The organism is Xanthobacter sp. DMC47, assembly GCF_056313845.1.
Genome location: NZ_JBQUZM010000001.1, coordinates 132,421 through 146,946, shown reverse-complemented (window position 1 = coordinate 146,946; position 14,526 = coordinate 132,421). Strand labels below are relative to the sequence as shown.

General features: G+C 69.1%; 11 protein-coding genes. 5 read left to right on the top strand and 6 right to left on the bottom strand.

Annotated features, from left to right (window positions below; translation table 11 throughout):
- Positions 1-4 precede the first annotated feature (4 nt).
- The 3 genes from xdhA (at position 5) to ACT54R_RS00715 (ending at position 4,471) form a co-directional block, all read left to right on the top strand.
- Positions 5-1,420 carry a xanthine dehydrogenase small subunit gene (gene xdhA / locus ACT54R_RS00725; RefSeq protein WP_476322410.1) on the top strand — a complete coding sequence of 472 codons (1,416 nt, stop codon included), beginning with the start codon at positions 5-7 and terminating at the stop codon, positions 1,418-1,420.
- Entirely contained in the window at positions 1,417-3,711 is a 2,295-nt protein-coding gene (gene xdhB, locus ACT54R_RS00720) for a xanthine dehydrogenase molybdopterin binding subunit (RefSeq protein ID WP_476322407.1), read from the top strand. Before xdhA ends, xdhB begins: the two co-directional genes overlap by 4 nt.
- Positions 3,712-3,904: 193 nt before the next feature.
- The gene (locus ACT54R_RS00715; RefSeq protein ID WP_476322404.1) at positions 3,905-4,471 is read left to right on the top strand and encodes an invasion associated locus B family protein; all 567 of its coding nucleotides are present in this window, start codon (positions 3,905-3,907) and stop codon (positions 4,469-4,471) included.
- A gap of 90 nt (positions 4,472-4,561) precedes the next feature.
- Here ACT54R_RS00715 and ACT54R_RS00710 read toward each other — a convergent pair whose 3' ends face one another.
- The 6 genes from ACT54R_RS00710 to ACT54R_RS00685 all read right to left on the bottom strand — a co-directional run bounded on the left by ACT54R_RS00710 (position 4,562) and on the right by ACT54R_RS00685 (position 12,991).
- Positions 4,562-6,478, bottom strand: coding sequence for an AsmA family protein (locus tag ACT54R_RS00710; RefSeq protein WP_476322401.1), 1,917 nt, complete (start codon positions 6,476-6,478; stop codon positions 4,562-4,564).
- Positions 6,479-6,608: 130 nt separating this feature from the next.
- A complete protein-coding gene (locus ACT54R_RS00705) occupies positions 6,609-8,330 on the bottom strand; it encodes an ABC transporter permease (RefSeq protein ID WP_476322398.1) in 1,722 nt (573 codons plus the stop codon).
- Between the two features lie 6 nt (positions 8,331-8,336).
- On the bottom strand, positions 8,337-9,362 hold the full coding sequence (locus ACT54R_RS00700; RefSeq protein ID WP_476322395.1) for an extracellular solute-binding protein: 1,026 nt from the start codon (positions 9,360-9,362) through the stop codon (positions 8,337-8,339).
- Positions 9,363-9,607: 245 nt separating this feature from the next.
- Positions 9,608-10,090, bottom strand: coding sequence for a bacterioferritin (gene bfr, locus ACT54R_RS00695; RefSeq protein ID WP_168458085.1), 483 nt, complete (start codon positions 10,088-10,090; stop codon positions 9,608-9,610).
- Between the two features lie 128 nt (positions 10,091-10,218).
- The gene (locus ACT54R_RS00690) at positions 10,219-10,452 is read right to left on the bottom strand and encodes a (2Fe-2S)-binding protein (protein WP_081762651.1); all 234 of its coding nucleotides are present in this window, start codon (positions 10,450-10,452) and stop codon (positions 10,219-10,221) included.
- A 205-nt stretch (positions 10,453-10,657) separates the two neighbouring features.
- The gene (locus ACT54R_RS00685) at positions 10,658-12,991 is read right to left on the bottom strand and encodes a PAS domain-containing protein (protein WP_476322391.1); all 2,334 of its coding nucleotides are present in this window, start codon (positions 12,989-12,991) and stop codon (positions 10,658-10,660) included.
- A 258-nt stretch (positions 12,992-13,249) separates the two neighbouring features.
- Here ACT54R_RS00685 and ACT54R_RS00680 point away from each other — a divergent pair, with 258 nt between their 5' ends.
- Positions 13,250-13,792: a phasin family protein gene (locus ACT54R_RS00680; RefSeq protein ID WP_168458083.1), complete on the top strand. Its 543-nt coding sequence runs from the start codon at positions 13,250-13,252 to the stop codon at positions 13,790-13,792.
- Between the two features lie 245 nt (positions 13,793-14,037).
- Positions 14,038-14,511, top strand: coding sequence for a phasin (locus ACT54R_RS00675; RefSeq protein ID WP_168458082.1), 474 nt, complete (start codon positions 14,038-14,040; stop codon positions 14,509-14,511).
- Positions 14,512-14,526: the final 15 nt, after the last annotated feature.

The window sequence follows — 14,526 nt, the reverse complement described above, 5'->3', positions numbered from 1 at the left end:
GGGCGTGGCCATCGCCTTCCTCCTGAACGGCGAGCGGATCGAGGTGGCGGACGCCGCCCCCTCCATGACGGTGCTGGACTTCCTGCGCACGCGCCAGCGCCTCACCGGGACGAAGGAGGGCTGCGCGGAAGGCGATTGCGGCGCCTGCACCATTGCCATCGGCCGTCAGGAAAGCGAGGCGGCGCGCTGGCAGGTTGCCAATTCCTGCATCCTGCTTCTGTCCCAGATCGACGGCAGCGAGGTGAAGACGGTGGAGGGGCTCGCCGACGCGTCAGGCCTCCATCCCGTTCAGACGGTCCTGGCCGAGAGCGACGGCACCCAGTGCGGCTTCTGCACCCCAGGCATCGTCATGTCCCTGTACGCGCTCACGCATGGCCGTGCGGACGGTGGGCCGGTGAGCGATAGCGACATCCACGAGGCGCTGGCCGGCAACCTCTGCCGCTGCACCGGCTATCGCCCCATCGTCGATGCCGCCCGCGCGCTCTGCGCCGCACCGCCGGTCGCGGAGCCCGATCGTGTCCCCCCGGTTGCCGGCACCCGTATCGCGGGGCAGGGGGAGCTGCACCTCGTGCCGCAGACGCTCTCGGAATTGGTGGCGCTGCGCATCGCCTATCCCACCGCGACGCTGATCGCCGGCGCCACCGACCTTGGCCTCATCCCCGCGAAGAAGCGGCAGGGCTTCCCCCTCGCCATCTCCACCCGCCGCGTCGCCGAGCTGAAGCGGATTGGCTGGGAGGACGATGGGCTCGTCCTCGGCGCCGCCGTCACTTATGCGGAGGGGCGGGAGTCGGTCGAGGCGGCGTTTCCCGCCTTCGGCGTCCTCATCCGCCGCATCGGCTCGCGGCAGATCCGCACCATGGGCACCTTCGGTGGCAATCTCGGTACCGCCTCGCCGGTGGGCGACACGCTGCCGGTCCTGCTGGCGCTGGATGCGGAGGTGGACCTTGCCGGGCCATCGGGGATGCGGCGCATGAGGATCGCGGATTTCCTCACCGGCTATCGGAAGACCGCGCTCGCGCCCGACGAGGTGATCGCCGCGATCCGTCTGCCGCGCCTTGCGGAAGGAGAGCAACTCTTCGCGTGGAAGCTCTCGCGCCGCTTCGATCAGGACATCTCCACCTTGCTCGGCGCCTTTCGCGTGCGAGTGGAGGGCGGACGCCTTGCTGATCTGGCCGCAGCCTTCGGCGGCATGGCGGAGCGGGCGAAGCGCGCGCCGGCTCTGGAAGCGCTCCTTACGGGCGCGCCATCGACCGACGTTCCGCCCGAAGGCATCGAAGCGGCCCTGGCCGCTGACTTCTCTCCCCTCTCCGACCACCGCGCCAGCGCCGCCTACCGGCGTGCCGCCGCCGCCAACCTCGTGCGGCGCCTCCATTTCGCCACCACGCACCCCGGCGTGCCGCTGGAGCTGGAAGCGCTATGACCCGCGCCGTCCATGTCCCCGCCCGGCACGAGAGCGCCAACGCCCATGTGAGCGGCCGCGCCATCTATCTGGACGACATGCCGGAGCCGCCCGGCCTGCTCCATGCCGCGTTGGTGCTCAGCCCCCATGCCCGCGCCCGCATCGTCTCCATCGACCTTTCGGCCGCCCGCGCTCTGCCGGGCGTGGTGGCGGTGGCGGCGGGCGACATTCCCGGGGTCAACGACATCGCCCCCATCCGCACCAACGAGCCGCTGCTGGCGGCGGGCGAGGTGGACTATGTGGGCCACCCTGTCGCCGCCGTGGCCGCGCCGACCCTCGATGCCGCCCGCGCCGCCGCCGCTCTGGTGCGGGTGGAGTATGAGGCGCTGCCAGCGCTGCTCGATCTCGATGCTGCCTATGAGGCCGGCGCCCGCGTCGCGCCGGACCAGCAGGTGGGGCGGGGGGATGTGGCGTCTGCGCTGGCCACGGCGCCCTTGCACCTCTCCGGCGAGGTGCGCTGCGGCGGACAGGACCATTTCTATCTGGAAGGGCAGATCGCCATCGCCGTCCCCGGCGAGGACCGGGACATGCAGGTTTATTCCTCCACCCAGCACCCCACCGAGGCCCAGCACGGCGTCGCGCATGTGCTCGGCCTGCCGTTCGCGGCGGTGACGGTGGAGGTGCGCCGCATGGGTGGGGCGTTCGGGGGCAAGGAGAGCCAGGCCACCATCATCGCCGCTATCGCCGCGCTGCTCGCCTATCACGCCGGCAAGCCGGTGAAGCTGCGCCTGCCGCGCGAGGTGGACATGGAAGCCACCGGCAAGCGCCATCCCTTCCGCGTGCGCTGGGAGGCGGGGTTCGACGCGGAAGGCCGCATGGCCGGGCTCGACATGGAATTCGCCGCCGATTGCGGCAATGTGGCCGACCTGTCGCCCGCAGTTGTCTCCCGCGCCCTATGCCACGCGGACAATTGCTATTTCATTCCGGCCACGCGCTTCCGCGGCGTGCTGGTGAAGACCAACACCGTCTCCAACACCGCCTTCCGCGGCTTCGGCGCGCCGCAGGGTATGCTCGCCATCGAGACGGTGATGGACGAGATCGCTCGTCACCTCGGTAAGCCGATCGAGGTCGTGCGCGCCGCCAATCATTATGGCGACACCCCGCGCAACATCACGCCTTACGGGCAGGAGGTGGAGGACAGCCTCATCGAGGAGGCCATGGCCCTCCTCGACGCCAAGGCGAACCTCGCCGCCTGGCGCGCCGGGATCGACGCCTTCAATGCGCAGAGCCCGGTGATCCGCAAGGGCCTCGCCACCATGCCCATCAAGTTCGGCGTCTCCTTCAACCTGACGACGCTGAACCAGGCGGGGGCGCTGGTGCATGTCTATACGGATGGCTCCGTCCACCTGAACCACGGCGGCACGGAGATGGGGCAGGGGCTGTTCGTGAAGGTGGCGCAGGTGGTGGCCGACGCCTTCGGCATTCCGCTCGACCATGTGCGTGTCTCAGCCACCAGCACCGCCAAGGTGCCGAACACCTCGCCCACCGCCGCCTCGTCCGGCTCCGACCTCAACGGCATGGCGGCGCTGATCGCGGCGAAGGAGATCCGGGGCCGCATGGCGGGCGTGGTTGCGGCGCATTTCGATGCGACTGCCGAGGATGTGTTGTTTGCCGAGGGCCGCGTGGGCATCGGCAACCGCAGCCTCTCCTTCGGCGAGGCTGCGCACATGGCGTGGCAGCAGCGGGTGCCACTCTCCGCCACCGGCTTCTACAAGACGCCGAAGATCCACTTCGATATGGCGAAGTCGGAAGGGCGGCCCTTTTACTATTACACCTATGGCGCGGCTGCGGCCGAGGTGGCGGTGGATACGCTCTCCGGCGCGGTGCGAGTGCTGCGGGCCGAGATCGTGGGGGATTGCGGGCGCTCGCTGAACCCGGCCATCGACATCGGCCAGATCGAAGGCGCCTTCGTGCAGGGTATGGGCTGGCTTACCTGCGAGGAGCTGAGGTGGGACGCCGCCGGCCGCCTCGCCACGCGCGGCCCGTCGACCTACAAGATCCCCGGCTCGCGCGATGTGCCGCCGGTGCTCAACGTCCATCTCCTCGACAAGCCCAATGGGGAGGAAACGGTGCTGCGCTCCAAGGCGGTGGGCGAGCCGCCGCTGATGCTCGCCATTTCCGTATGGCTCGCCATCCGTGATGCCATCGCCGGCCTTCCGGGAGAGGGGCCGGTGCATCTGGATGCCCCTGCGACACCGGAGCGCGTGCTCGCCGCCGTCGTGGCGCGGCGAGAGGGCACCGCATCCGCGTGAACGCGCGGCCGGAGAATGGCATCTGGACACCGTGATCGTCCGCCTGTCCCCTTGCGAAGGGTACTGCGCGCGCCGTCTTCCCCAGTGTCAGCGTCGGCGGCCACCGCAATTTGCGTTGCCTGACGGGCCCGCTGTCGGATATGTCCCGCCAATGGCACCGCTGCGGGGCGCGGGTGCGATTGAGAGGACGTAAATGATGGCGCTTATCGGTCTCATCCCTTCCTTCCGTCTCTCGCTCCTGTCCGCTGTCTTTGCCGCCTCGGCCTTCGCCCTTCCCGCCGTCGCCCAGACGGCTGCCGCGCCGGCTCCGGCCGCTGCTCCTGCTGCTGTTGATCCCACCGAAACGCATTCGGTGCACGACGACTGGACCGTCCGCTGCAAGGGCAAGGACGACAAGCGCGGCTGCGAGGCGGTGCAGACCCTGCAGACGCCCGATCTCGCGCACATCCTCGCCCATGTGGCGGTGCGGGCCGAGAAGAGCGGCCCGGTGCGCCTCATCGTCCTCACCCCGCCCGGCGTGTGGCTGCCGTCCAACGTGTCTCTCAAGGTGCCCGGCGTCGCCGATGTGGTGTTGACCTTCAAGCGCTGCGGCCAGCATTGCGTGGCCTCCACCGAGCTGACGCAGGATCAGCTCGCGGCGCTCAAGGCCAGCTCCGGCAAGGGCGATATCGTGTTCGAGAACGGTTCGCGCCAGCCGGTCATCCTGCCGCTCTCGTTCAAGGGCCTCGGCGCCGCCATGCAGGCCAGCCTCAAGGGCTGATCCGTTAGGGACCGCACAGACATCAAAAGGCCGGCGCCAACGCGCCGGCCTTTTGATGTCTGCTGCCTGTCTCGGCTTCCTGGGAGGCGTTCAGTTCGCCGGAGGCTGCTGGGGGTCGGCCGCTGACGCGCCGCCATCCATCGCCCGCTCGGCTGCGGGCGCGTTGAGGCGGCCCTTCACTGCCTCCAGCAGCGGCAGGGCTGCGCCCGAGCGTTCGATGAGGCTGAGCGGATCGGCCATGATGCTTGGCTCGTCCCATGGCCCGCGGACGCTGAACGGCAGGTCGATCGCGCCCGTCTTCGCGCCCTTGGTCGCCGGCAGCGCGGCGTGGCCGGCGAGATCCAGCGCGCGCTGGGCGATGGAGAGCGAGCCGGTCATCTCGATCTGCGCGCGCGGCCCGCGCATGGCCAATTCCTCGATGGTGCCAACGCCGTCGTTGATGGCGATGCGGCCGTTGAGATCGGCGAAGGCGGTGCGGCCACCGCGCCAGTCGCTGGCGGCGGAGAGCGGCCGGCGCTCGATCCGCTGCAGCAACTGCGCAACGTCGAAGCCGTTGAGATAGCCGTTGGATGCCGTAAGAGCCGCGCTGCCCTGAAGGTTCGCGGCGATGTCCTGGATGCTGCGTCCCGCCCCCGTCACGTCGAGCTGGAGGGTGCCGGTGCCGTCGATACGGCGAAAGCCGCCGATGTCGTCGAGCGCGCGGGCGAGTTCCACGTCGGTCGCTTCCGCCTCGAGCCGCAGTTCCGCGCCCGGCCGTCGCGTGCGGGTGCCGGAAGCGTCCGCAGCCGCGGGTGCCAGCGTGAGGGAGGCGCGCAGCAGTCCGCCCCAGCCATGGGCCTCGCCGATGGCGAGCACGAGCCGGCCGGCCGAAAGGACGGCGCTGGCGGCGACGGTGGACAGCGCGGTGTCGCCCACGTCCACCCGCGCCGCGGAGAGTCTGAGATCGAGGTCGCAGGCGCCGAGGGCGGAGAGATCGACCGGCCCCCGGTCCCAGCCCTGCCGCTCGCCGCCGGTCAGGCGCATGGCGCCGTATGGAGCAAACGTGATGTGATCGGCGGCAAACGTGCCCTGGATGAGCGGGCGCGGGCCGGAGACCTTCACCAGAAGGCCGCCATCGCCGCGGTTGCCGTCAAGATCGACGCTTGCCTCGGTCAGGGCCACCTCGCCCTTCTCCAGCTTCAGGCGGGAGGAGAGGGAGAACGGCCCGAAGCCGCTGCGGGTCGGCGCTTCCATGCCGGCCCAGTCGAACAGGTCGCGCAGCGAATCGGCATCCGCCGTCACCGCGCCGTCCATGGTGGGCGCCTTGCCGAGCGCGGCGCGGCCGTGGAAGCGGGCCTTGGCGCCGTCCGTCGCGACGGAGGCGCGCATGGGCGCCGGGGTGCCGGCCATGAAGGCGGTGATGTCGTCGATGAACAGCGTCACATTCACCGGCTGCTCGCGCCAGTCGAACTGGATGGCGACGGCGACGCCTGCGCGGTCGAGCACCCGGTCGAGGCTGGCGGTGATGCCGCTCACCAGCTCGCGGGTCAGGCCGCTGCCGCTGCGCCACGCGATGGTGCCGTCGATGATGCGCAGCTCTGGCCGGTCGGTGGCGGCGAGCACCGGCGCGATGCCGAGCGCGGGCGCCATGCCTTCGCCGGTGAGGACGAGGGTGGGGTGCTCGACGATCACGTCGTTCACCGCCACCCGTCCGGCCGCGAGTTCGAGCAGGTCGAGCCGGGTTACCACGTTCTCGGCGTCGAGCGACTGGCCGGCGGGGAGCGGGAAGCTGACCTTTCCGAGCACGACGCGGGGCGAGGGGAAGAGGCGGATCGACGGCTCGCCGAGAATCTCCACCTTCTGGCCGGTCGAGCCGGCGAGCGCCTGCGCCGCGACCCGCCGCAGCTCCGCGGCGGGCACCAGGAAAGGCAGCACCGCCATGGCGACGAGCAGCAGCGCAGCGCCCGCGCCCAGCGCGGATGCAGCGATGAGCCCGGCCCGGCGGGTGTTCTGGCCGACACGCAGCATGAAGATACAGAGGTCTCCGAGGGAGCAGGCGGGGCGATGCGCGCGACGCCTGAGGCCACGTTGGATCGTGGCCGCACCTTTAGCGGGCTCTGTGTCGCTTTGATGGCTGGGGGGCGGACGGGACGGCCGGCTAGTCGCGGGGCGAAGCGCCGCTGCGTGCGCCGTCGGAAGAGGCCGCGAGGGCGGACGAGGTCATGCGGGCGAGGAGCATCACCGGCCCGAGTCCGATGAGCAGAATCACCAGCGCCGCCAGCGCCCCGTCCTCATAGGTGCCGCGCGCCGCCTCGCCATAGACGTGGGTCGCCAGCGTCTCGAGGCCGAGGGGGCGCAGCAGGAGGGTGGCCGGCAACTCCTTCATGGCATCGACGAAGACCAGTAGGGCGGCAGTGGCGAGGGCCGGCCGCAGCAGCGGCAGCAGCACCCGTCGCACGGTGCGCGGCTGCGACGAGCCGAGGCTTCGGGCCGCCATGTCGAGATGCGGGGAGAGCTTGGCGAAACCCGCTTCGATGCCGCCGACGGGAATGGCGAGGAAACGGATGGCGAGCGCCATCACCAGCGCCGCCCCCGAGCCCGACAGCAGGAGGCCGGTGGAGATGCCGAACGCCTGCCTCATCGCTCCATCCAGCATGTTGTCGAAGCCGGCGAGAGGGCTGAGCAGGCCCACGGCGAGCACCGTGCCCGGCACCGCATAGCCGAGGCTCGCCACCCGGGCGAAGCCGGAGGCGAGCGGCGCGCGCGTCAGCCGCTGCCCCAGCGCCACCACGAGGCCGAGGCCGAGGGCGAGGGTCACGGTGCCAGCGGCGAGGGCGGCGGTGGTCGCGGCTTCCCCAACGATTCGGGTGGGAAAGCCGGTCTCCGCCATCCGCCGCGCGGCCGAGATGGAGAGGTGCAGCAACGGCACGAGAAAGCCGAGCGTCACCGGCAGGGCGCAGAAGGCCGCGGCGGCGAAGCTCTGGAGCCCGGTCAGCCGCAGCGGTGCCTGCGGGCGGGCCGAACCGGTGGCGACGAACCGCCGGGCGCGCCGTGCCCATCGCTCCAGAAGAATCAGGCCCAGCACGAGGGCCAGCATCACGAGGGCGATCTGCGCCGCGCCGGGCAGGTTCGAGCGGTTCACCCAGGTGGAATAGATGGAGACGGTGAGGGTGCGCACGCCGAGGAATTCCGAGGCGCCGATATCGCCCAGCACCTCCAGCAGCACCAGCGTCAGCCCCGCCACGATGGCCGGGCGGGCCAGCGGCAGGCCGATGCGCAGGAAGGCACGCCAGCGGCTGGCACCCAGCGTGCGCGCCACTTCCAGCGCCGCCGCCGATTGCAGCACAAAGCTCGCCCGCGCGGAGAGGTAGACATAAGGGTAGAGCACCGCCGAGAGCACGAGAATGCAGCCGCCGGTGGAGCGCACATCCGGCAGGCGCAGGCCGCGCGGGCTGGCGATGCCGAGCATTGCGCGCAGCGCCTCCTGCACCGGCCCGAGGGGGTGCAACACATCGAGATAGGAGAAGGCGACGATGTAGCCCGGCACGGCCAGCGGCAGCAGCAGCGCCCATTCCAGCACCGAGCGGCCGGGAAAGGTGCAGGTGGCCACCAGCCACGCGCACGGCACGGCCACCACCAGCGTCACCACACCGACGCCGAGTACCAGCAGCCCGGTCTCGGCCAGCGCATCGGGTAGCACGGTGGCGATGAGGTGGGGCCACATGTCGCCGGACCCGCGCGCGGCGATGCCGGCGAGGGCGAGAAGCGGCAGCAGAACGAAAAGCGCCACCACTCCCGACGCCAAAAGGAGCGGGGAGAGGTGGCGGGGGAGGCGGAGCCGCGTCGCGCGCGGCTCGCCGGTCAGTGTGGTCTCAGCCATCGGCCGTCAGTTGTCGAAGCCCACCTTGTCGATGAGCTCGCTCGCGCGCTTGCGGTTCTTGGCGATGTCCACCAGCGGGATGGGATCGACCTTGAGCGGGCCCAGAGCCCCGATGATGGGATCGACCTCAGCGGAGGTGATGACGGGATATTCCATGTTCTGCTTGGCGTAGACCGCCTGCATCTCGGGCGAGATGGCGAATTCCAGCAGCTTCACGGCCGCGTCCTTGTGGGGCGCGTTCTTGGCCACGGCGGCGCCGGAGACGTTCACATGGGTACCGCCGCCCTGGAAGGTGGGGAGCAGCACGTTGATGCCGTCGCCCCACTTCTTCTGGTCCGCACCGCCCTTGCCCGAGCGCATCAGGCCCACATAATAGGAATTGCCCACGGCCAGATCGCAGATGCCGCCGAGGATGTCACGGGCGCCCTCGCGGTCGCCTCCGGCGGGCTTGCGGGCGAGGTTGGCCTTAAGGCTGCGCAGCCAGGCCTCGGCCTTCTCCTCACCGTGATGGACGATGTAGGCCGCCACCAGCCCCACGTTGTAGGGGTGCTGGCCGGAGCGGATGCAGACCTTGCCCTTCCATTTGGGGTCGGCCAGATCCTCGTAGGTGATGGCCGAGAGCTTCACCTCGTCCTTCGCCGTGTAGACGAGGCGGGCGCGCAGGGAGAGGGCGTACCAGTTGCCGGCCGGATCGCGCAGGTTGGCGGGGATGGCGGAGAGGGCAGGCGATGTCACTGGCTGGGTGACGCCGGCATCCACCACGTCGAGCAGGTTGCCCACGTCCACGGTCATCAGCACGTCCGCGGGGGAGGCGGCGCCCTCGGCCTTCACGCGCTCGGCGAGGCCGTCCTTGATGAAGACGCTCTTCACCTCGATGCCCGTCGCCTTGGTGAAGGCCTCGAACAGGGGGGCGGCAAGGCCGGGCTCGCGGGTGGTGTAGACGTTGACGACCTGCTGCGCGCTGGCGGCCTGCGCCGCGACAAGCAGTGCGCCACCGGCGAGAAGGCTGCGCAAGAGATGAAGGCGACCCATTGAAATCCCCACACGCGGGCTCGGAACGAGCACGACAAGACTGCGGAGAATTGGCTAGCCCGAGGCGTTACGAAGGGTCAATGAAGAAGGGTGTGAGGCCGGGAACATTGGAAATTATCTAATTCCGAAATGCTTTGGGGCTCGATCATCCAGTTTATACTTTCTCCAATCTAGTCGGAGATCGAAACAAAAAGCCCGGCACAAGGGCCGGGCTTCGTGTCTGTATCGGGCAGACGGACGAGGGATCAGTCCTCGTCCAGCTCTCCGATGTGATGCTGGGCGTAGAGCTGCAGGCCGAGCTTGGACACGAGGTCCAGCTGGGTCTCGAGGAAGTCGATGTGACCTTCCTCGTCCGCCATCAGCTCCTCGAAGAGGTCGCGGCTCGGATAGTCCTTCACCGAGTGGCAGTAGGTGGCCGCTTCCTGGTAGAGCGCGCGGGCGTCCAGCTCGGCGGCGAGATCGCAGTCGAGGATTTCCTTCACGTCCTGGCCGATTCGCAGGGGGTCGAGCACCTGCATGTTCGGGAAGCCGTCGAGGAACAGGATGCGGTCGGTGAACTTGTCGGCGTGCACCATCTCCTCGATGGACTCGGCCCGCCACTTCTTGGCCAGCGCCTTGTAGCCCCAATTGTCGAGCATCCGGTAATGCAGCCAATACTGATTGATGGCGGTCAGCTCAGAGCGCAGGCCCCGATTGAGGTATTCAATAACCTTCGGATCGCCCTTCATTATCAGCTCCTGGTACCGTAAGGACAGTTAGTTTGGATTAAGCGTTAGACTAATTCTAATGTGGTGGCAAGGTACCCAGCAGCAACGCCCGGCTGGTCACCGGGTGATTGGCCGTGCTCTTAGGAAGCTTATTCGGCCGCGACCATTCCGGTAAGTCCCGCGACGGGACATTCGTCGGCGCAGGCGCCGCAGTCGTGAGCCTGAACCTGATCCATCAGGGTGCGGATGGTCCGGGCGCAGCGTCCGCACTGGGGCGAACAGCCGAGGCAGCGATAAACTTCGCTGGGGGAGCGCAAAGGCGTGCCGGCAAGCGCATCAAGCACTTGGCGGTCTGAAAAGACGTTGCATGAACAAACGATCATGGCGCGGCTCGAAGCTAACTTGGAAGGCTTCTAAAAACTTGTTTCTATTACGTTTTTCGCAGAAGCTCGCCGGTTTCGTCAACTACGTACATATGCGACATGGTGCGTCGCATGCCGCCTGGACAGGCTTTTTCCTGCACAATGGAGTTGTTCCATTGTGCCGATACCACCCAATTGGTGGCCCAGCACCTTCAATGGGGTGGGTTCAGGCGGGCAATGTGAGCCGGGCGATCATTCCCCGGCGCCGGCCAAGGTCTTCGCCGGCCTGATTCATCCCGACCGGGTCGATCTTCAGCGCGCCTCCGAGGCTGCGCGCGGCCTCCGCCATGCGGGCAAGACGCAGGGGACGTCCCTCGGCGGCGAAGCGGTCGTCCGCCGTAAGCCCCGATAGCGGATCAAGTGCCGCCGCCGCTGCCGCAGCGTCGAGCCCCGCGCCGGCGTCGCTCAACTGCACGACGGCCCGCGGTCCCATGTCCCCATCGTCCACGGCGAAGACCGAGACCGCCACCGCCCCGCCCGCCGGCGTGGCCGCCACGGCCTCTTCCACCAGCATCGCCAAGAGTTCGGTAAGCGATTTTTCGGTGGCTTTGGCCGTGACGCCTCCAGCATCGTCGAGGCGCAGCGCAAGCCGTCGCCGCCGGGCGGTCGGAACGAGCGTGGCCACCGCGGCGCGCACCGCCGCCGACACGTCGCAGATAACCGCTTCCGCCGTCGATGGCTCGGACAGCGCGGTGAGGTCGTCGAGGGTGGCACTCAGCGACTTGAGGGCCTCCCGCAAAGGATCGCTTAGGCCCTCGGCCGGCGCCTCCCGCAGGATCGCCATGGGGCCTTCGATGCCCGCGCGCAGGCGGCCGGCGAGCCGTGGCAGGAGGTTCACATCGGGAACGGCTTCGGGCGGGGGCTCGGAGCGGGACGGCTCCGGGGCCGGTCCGATGACGACGCACAGAAGCTGGTCCTCGGCGCCGGCGCGGGTCACGGCCGCGAGCCCCGGCAGCACCTCGCCCTCGCGGTTGCGCAGCGCCAGCACCACCTGCGCGGAGGCGCCCTCGTCCCGCACGTGGTCCAGGGTTGCGACGGCCTCCGCACGATCGGTCGGGGCGATGGCGGTGGTGAAGGGCTCGCCGGCGAGGTCATGGGCCGGGAAGCCCAGCCGCTGCGCTGCCGCCAGGTTGGCGAGGCGGATGGTGCCGTCCATCTCCAGAAGGAAGACGGGCCAGGGCACCATATCGAGCGCCGCACGACGGGCACTCGCCCGGGCCTCGCGGTCGTCGCCGGCCTTATCGAGCGGGCGGATGACATGGATCAGCGCCGGCCGGCCGAGGAACGGCGCGGCGACGAGGCGAACCTCGATCGGCAGGCGCGTGCCTTCGGGCGTCAGCACATGAAGGGCACCGGATTCCCGGGTGAGGATCCGCTCCAGTCCGCCGGCCTCCGTGAGGGCGTCGAGCCCGGCCCAGCCGGTCAGCGCGAGAAAGGCGCGGTTGGCATGGACCAGCGCGCCCTCCTGCTGCACCAGAAGGCTCACCGGAAGCTTGTCCAGCAACTCCGCCTCGTCGCCGGAGGCGGACTGCGGCTGCGGCTCAGCCTGCGCCGCATCGAGATCGGCGGATGGTTCGGTGTCCGGCGGAATCCTCGGCCAGTCTTCGATGGCGGCGGCAAGGGTGCGGGCGATCTCGCGGAAGGCGGAGCTTTCCTGTGGCGACAGGCTGCCCTGTCTGAGCGGGACCACGTTCCGGCCGAAGGAGACCGCGGGTTCGGGCGCGCGGGGGACAGGATGGGGTGCGTGCGCGGACAGCGGAAGCGGCGCCTCTGCCGCCGTGACGATGCCGAAGCCGCGCACGCCCTTGAACCGACGCTCCGCATCGAACAGCGGGGCACCGCCGAGGCTGAGGTCGAGCGGGGATTCGACGCCCATCGCCGGAACCGTCGCCGTGCGCTCGGTGAAGCTTTCGCCGGAGGCCATGGCTTCCACCAGGGCGTCGGCGTCGACGACGTCGCCGGCGCGCTCCAGCTCTGCGAAGCTGGCGCCGAGGAAGGTGGCGGCGCGGCCGCCGAGTGCCGCCGCGAACAGGGGAGAGAGGGCGCGCAGCCTGCCGTCGGCATCGCTTTCCCACGTCACCCGCAGGGGCTGGGCGAGCAGGGGGCGCAGCGCCGCCGGCACGGCCGGCGCCGTGTCTGGGCGGCCGGCGGGGGACGCGGCAAGAGAAGGGGCGAACGCGGCCGGGTCCGCGAACAGGAGCGCCGGACCGGAGGGCAAAGCGAGCGCCGCGAAGCGCAGGGTGCGGGGCGAAAGATCGCCGGGCAGGCGCAGGCGGGCGATTCCGAAACCGGCGGCGGTGCGTCGCGCCAGGCGAGGGGCCGCCGCCATCACGGGCTCGGGTGCGGGTTTGCCCGGCTCGATGGCGATCCGCGCGGCGGCGGACGTTGCGGCCAGGACGCGGCCGGAGCCGGTGTCGAGGAGGAAGGAGACGAAGTCCTGCCGTGCCAGGGGCGCCAGCACCGCGTCGGCGCCGGGCAGCGTGGACGTGATGGCGTCCACGCCTTTCTCCGAGGCGGGAGGCGGGTCGTCCGGGCTGCCGTTGTGCTGCGTCATATTCTGCAGGATCGCACCTTGCGGTGGAGGAGTGAACCGTGGCGGGCTCAATCCCGCCGGCTCATATTCTCGTCCCTATTGATTAACGTCAGTGCAACTTCGCAGCGTTGGCCGCCATTCATATTGGCGAAGCGGCAGTACCGTAGACTAAGATCGGTCGCTTCGCGGTGGCTTGCGCCGCCCGACACCGGAGGAGAGACGGTCATGACGACAAAGTTCGGTCCGGAGCTGGAACTGCCCCCCGAAATGCGGGCCATTGCCGAGAAGAACGTGGCGCAGGCCCGGCAGGCGTTCGAAACCCTGTTTCAGAACGCGCGGGAAACGGTCGGCGAGAGCGAAGGTCATATCGAGGAAGTCCGCTCCAATATCAAGGACTTCCGCCAGAAGGCCATCGGCCTGATGGAAGCCAATGTCGAGGCGAGCTTCGATTTCCTGCACAAGCTGGTCGCGGCCAAGAGCCCGCAGGAAATGATGGGCCTGCAGGCCGAGTTCCTCACCAATCAGCTCAAGAATGTCTCCGAACAGGCGAAGGCCTTCGGCGACGACGCCAAGGCGCTGGGCGAGAACGCCGTGCGCACCATGGATGAGCACGCCCGCACCCTTGCCGAGCGGCTCAAGACCCTCGCCGCCTCCGCCGCCCAGAGCGCGCAGGCCGTGGCGCAGGATCTCAAGACGGTGGGCGAGACCGCGGTGCGCGAGGCCCAGGCCGCCGCGGCCAAGGCCACGGATCCCAACCAGCAGGGCTGACGGGATTACTCTACCAGTCCGGGCCGTACCGCTGTACGCACGGAAGCTTGACTTGTGCAGCGCAGAATTTCATTTTGCGCTGCACGTTTACTGCTGTATAACCCTAGCGTCGGGGTTAACACAGCTCATCTTTGAACGTCCAAAACGCAAGTCGTTGCACGGCGCTGCGCCTTGCGTCTCGTCAAAGGTGGCACTGCAGCAATGCACCTCGGCACGGATCGCCATGCCCCGTTTCCGAGGATGACATGAACGACACCTTCATCAAGGCTTATCAGGACCAGATCGAGGCGGCGAAAAAGGCGTTCTCGACCCATTCCGTGCCCGGCGTCGAAGTGCCGCCGGCGGTGCGTGAGATCGCCGAAAAGGGCCTCGCCGCCTATCGCGAGAACTACGGCAAGCTTAAGGCCGCGGCCGAGCAGGTGAATGCCGCCCTCGAAGACAGCGCCACCACCGCCTCCAAGGGCGTGGCCCAGTACAATGCGAAGGTGCTCGAGGCGGTTCAATCGAACGTGAACTCGGCGTTCGACTATTTCAATTCGCTGCTGACCGCCAAGACTGTCGCCGAAGCCGTGGAGCTTTCCACCGGCCACGCCCGCAAGCAGTTCGAGGCGCTGACCGGCCAGGCCAAGGATCTCTCCGCGCTCGCGCAGAAGGTCGCCGCCGACTCGTCCGAGCCGATCAAGTCGTCGGTCGAGAAGACGATCCGTCCGGCCGCCTGAGCTTCCGCTCCTCAA

Excerpts from the sequence above, each read along its gene's own strand:
- xdhB (WP_476322407.1), top strand. The coding sequence starts at position 1,417 with ATGACCCGCGCCGTCCATGTCCCCGCCCGGCACGAGAGCGCCAACGCC.
- ACT54R_RS00715 (WP_476322404.1), top strand. The coding sequence starts at position 3,905 with ATGATGGCGCTTATCGGTCTCATCCCTTCCTTCCGTCTCTCGCTCCTG.
- ACT54R_RS00710 (WP_476322401.1), bottom strand. The coding sequence starts at position 6,478 with ATGCTGCGTGTCGGCCAGAACACCCGCCGGGCCGGGCTCATCGCTGCA.
- ACT54R_RS00705 (WP_476322398.1), bottom strand. The coding sequence starts at position 8,330 with ATGGCTGAGACCACACTGACCGGCGAGCCGCGCGCGACGCGGCTCCGC.
- ACT54R_RS00700 (WP_476322395.1), bottom strand. The coding sequence starts at position 9,362 with ATGGGTCGCCTTCATCTCTTGCGCAGCCTTCTCGCCGGTGGCGCACTG.
- bfr (WP_168458085.1), bottom strand. The coding sequence starts at position 10,090 with ATGAAGGGCGATCCGAAGGTTATTGAATACCTCAATCGGGGCCTGCGC.
- ACT54R_RS00690 (WP_081762651.1), bottom strand. The coding sequence starts at position 10,452 with ATGATCGTTTGTTCATGCAACGTCTTTTCAGACCGCCAAGTGCTTGAT.
- ACT54R_RS00680 (WP_168458083.1), top strand. The coding sequence starts at position 13,250 with ATGACGACAAAGTTCGGTCCGGAGCTGGAACTGCCCCCCGAAATGCGG.
- ACT54R_RS00675 (WP_168458082.1), top strand. The coding sequence starts at position 14,038 with ATGAACGACACCTTCATCAAGGCTTATCAGGACCAGATCGAGGCGGCG.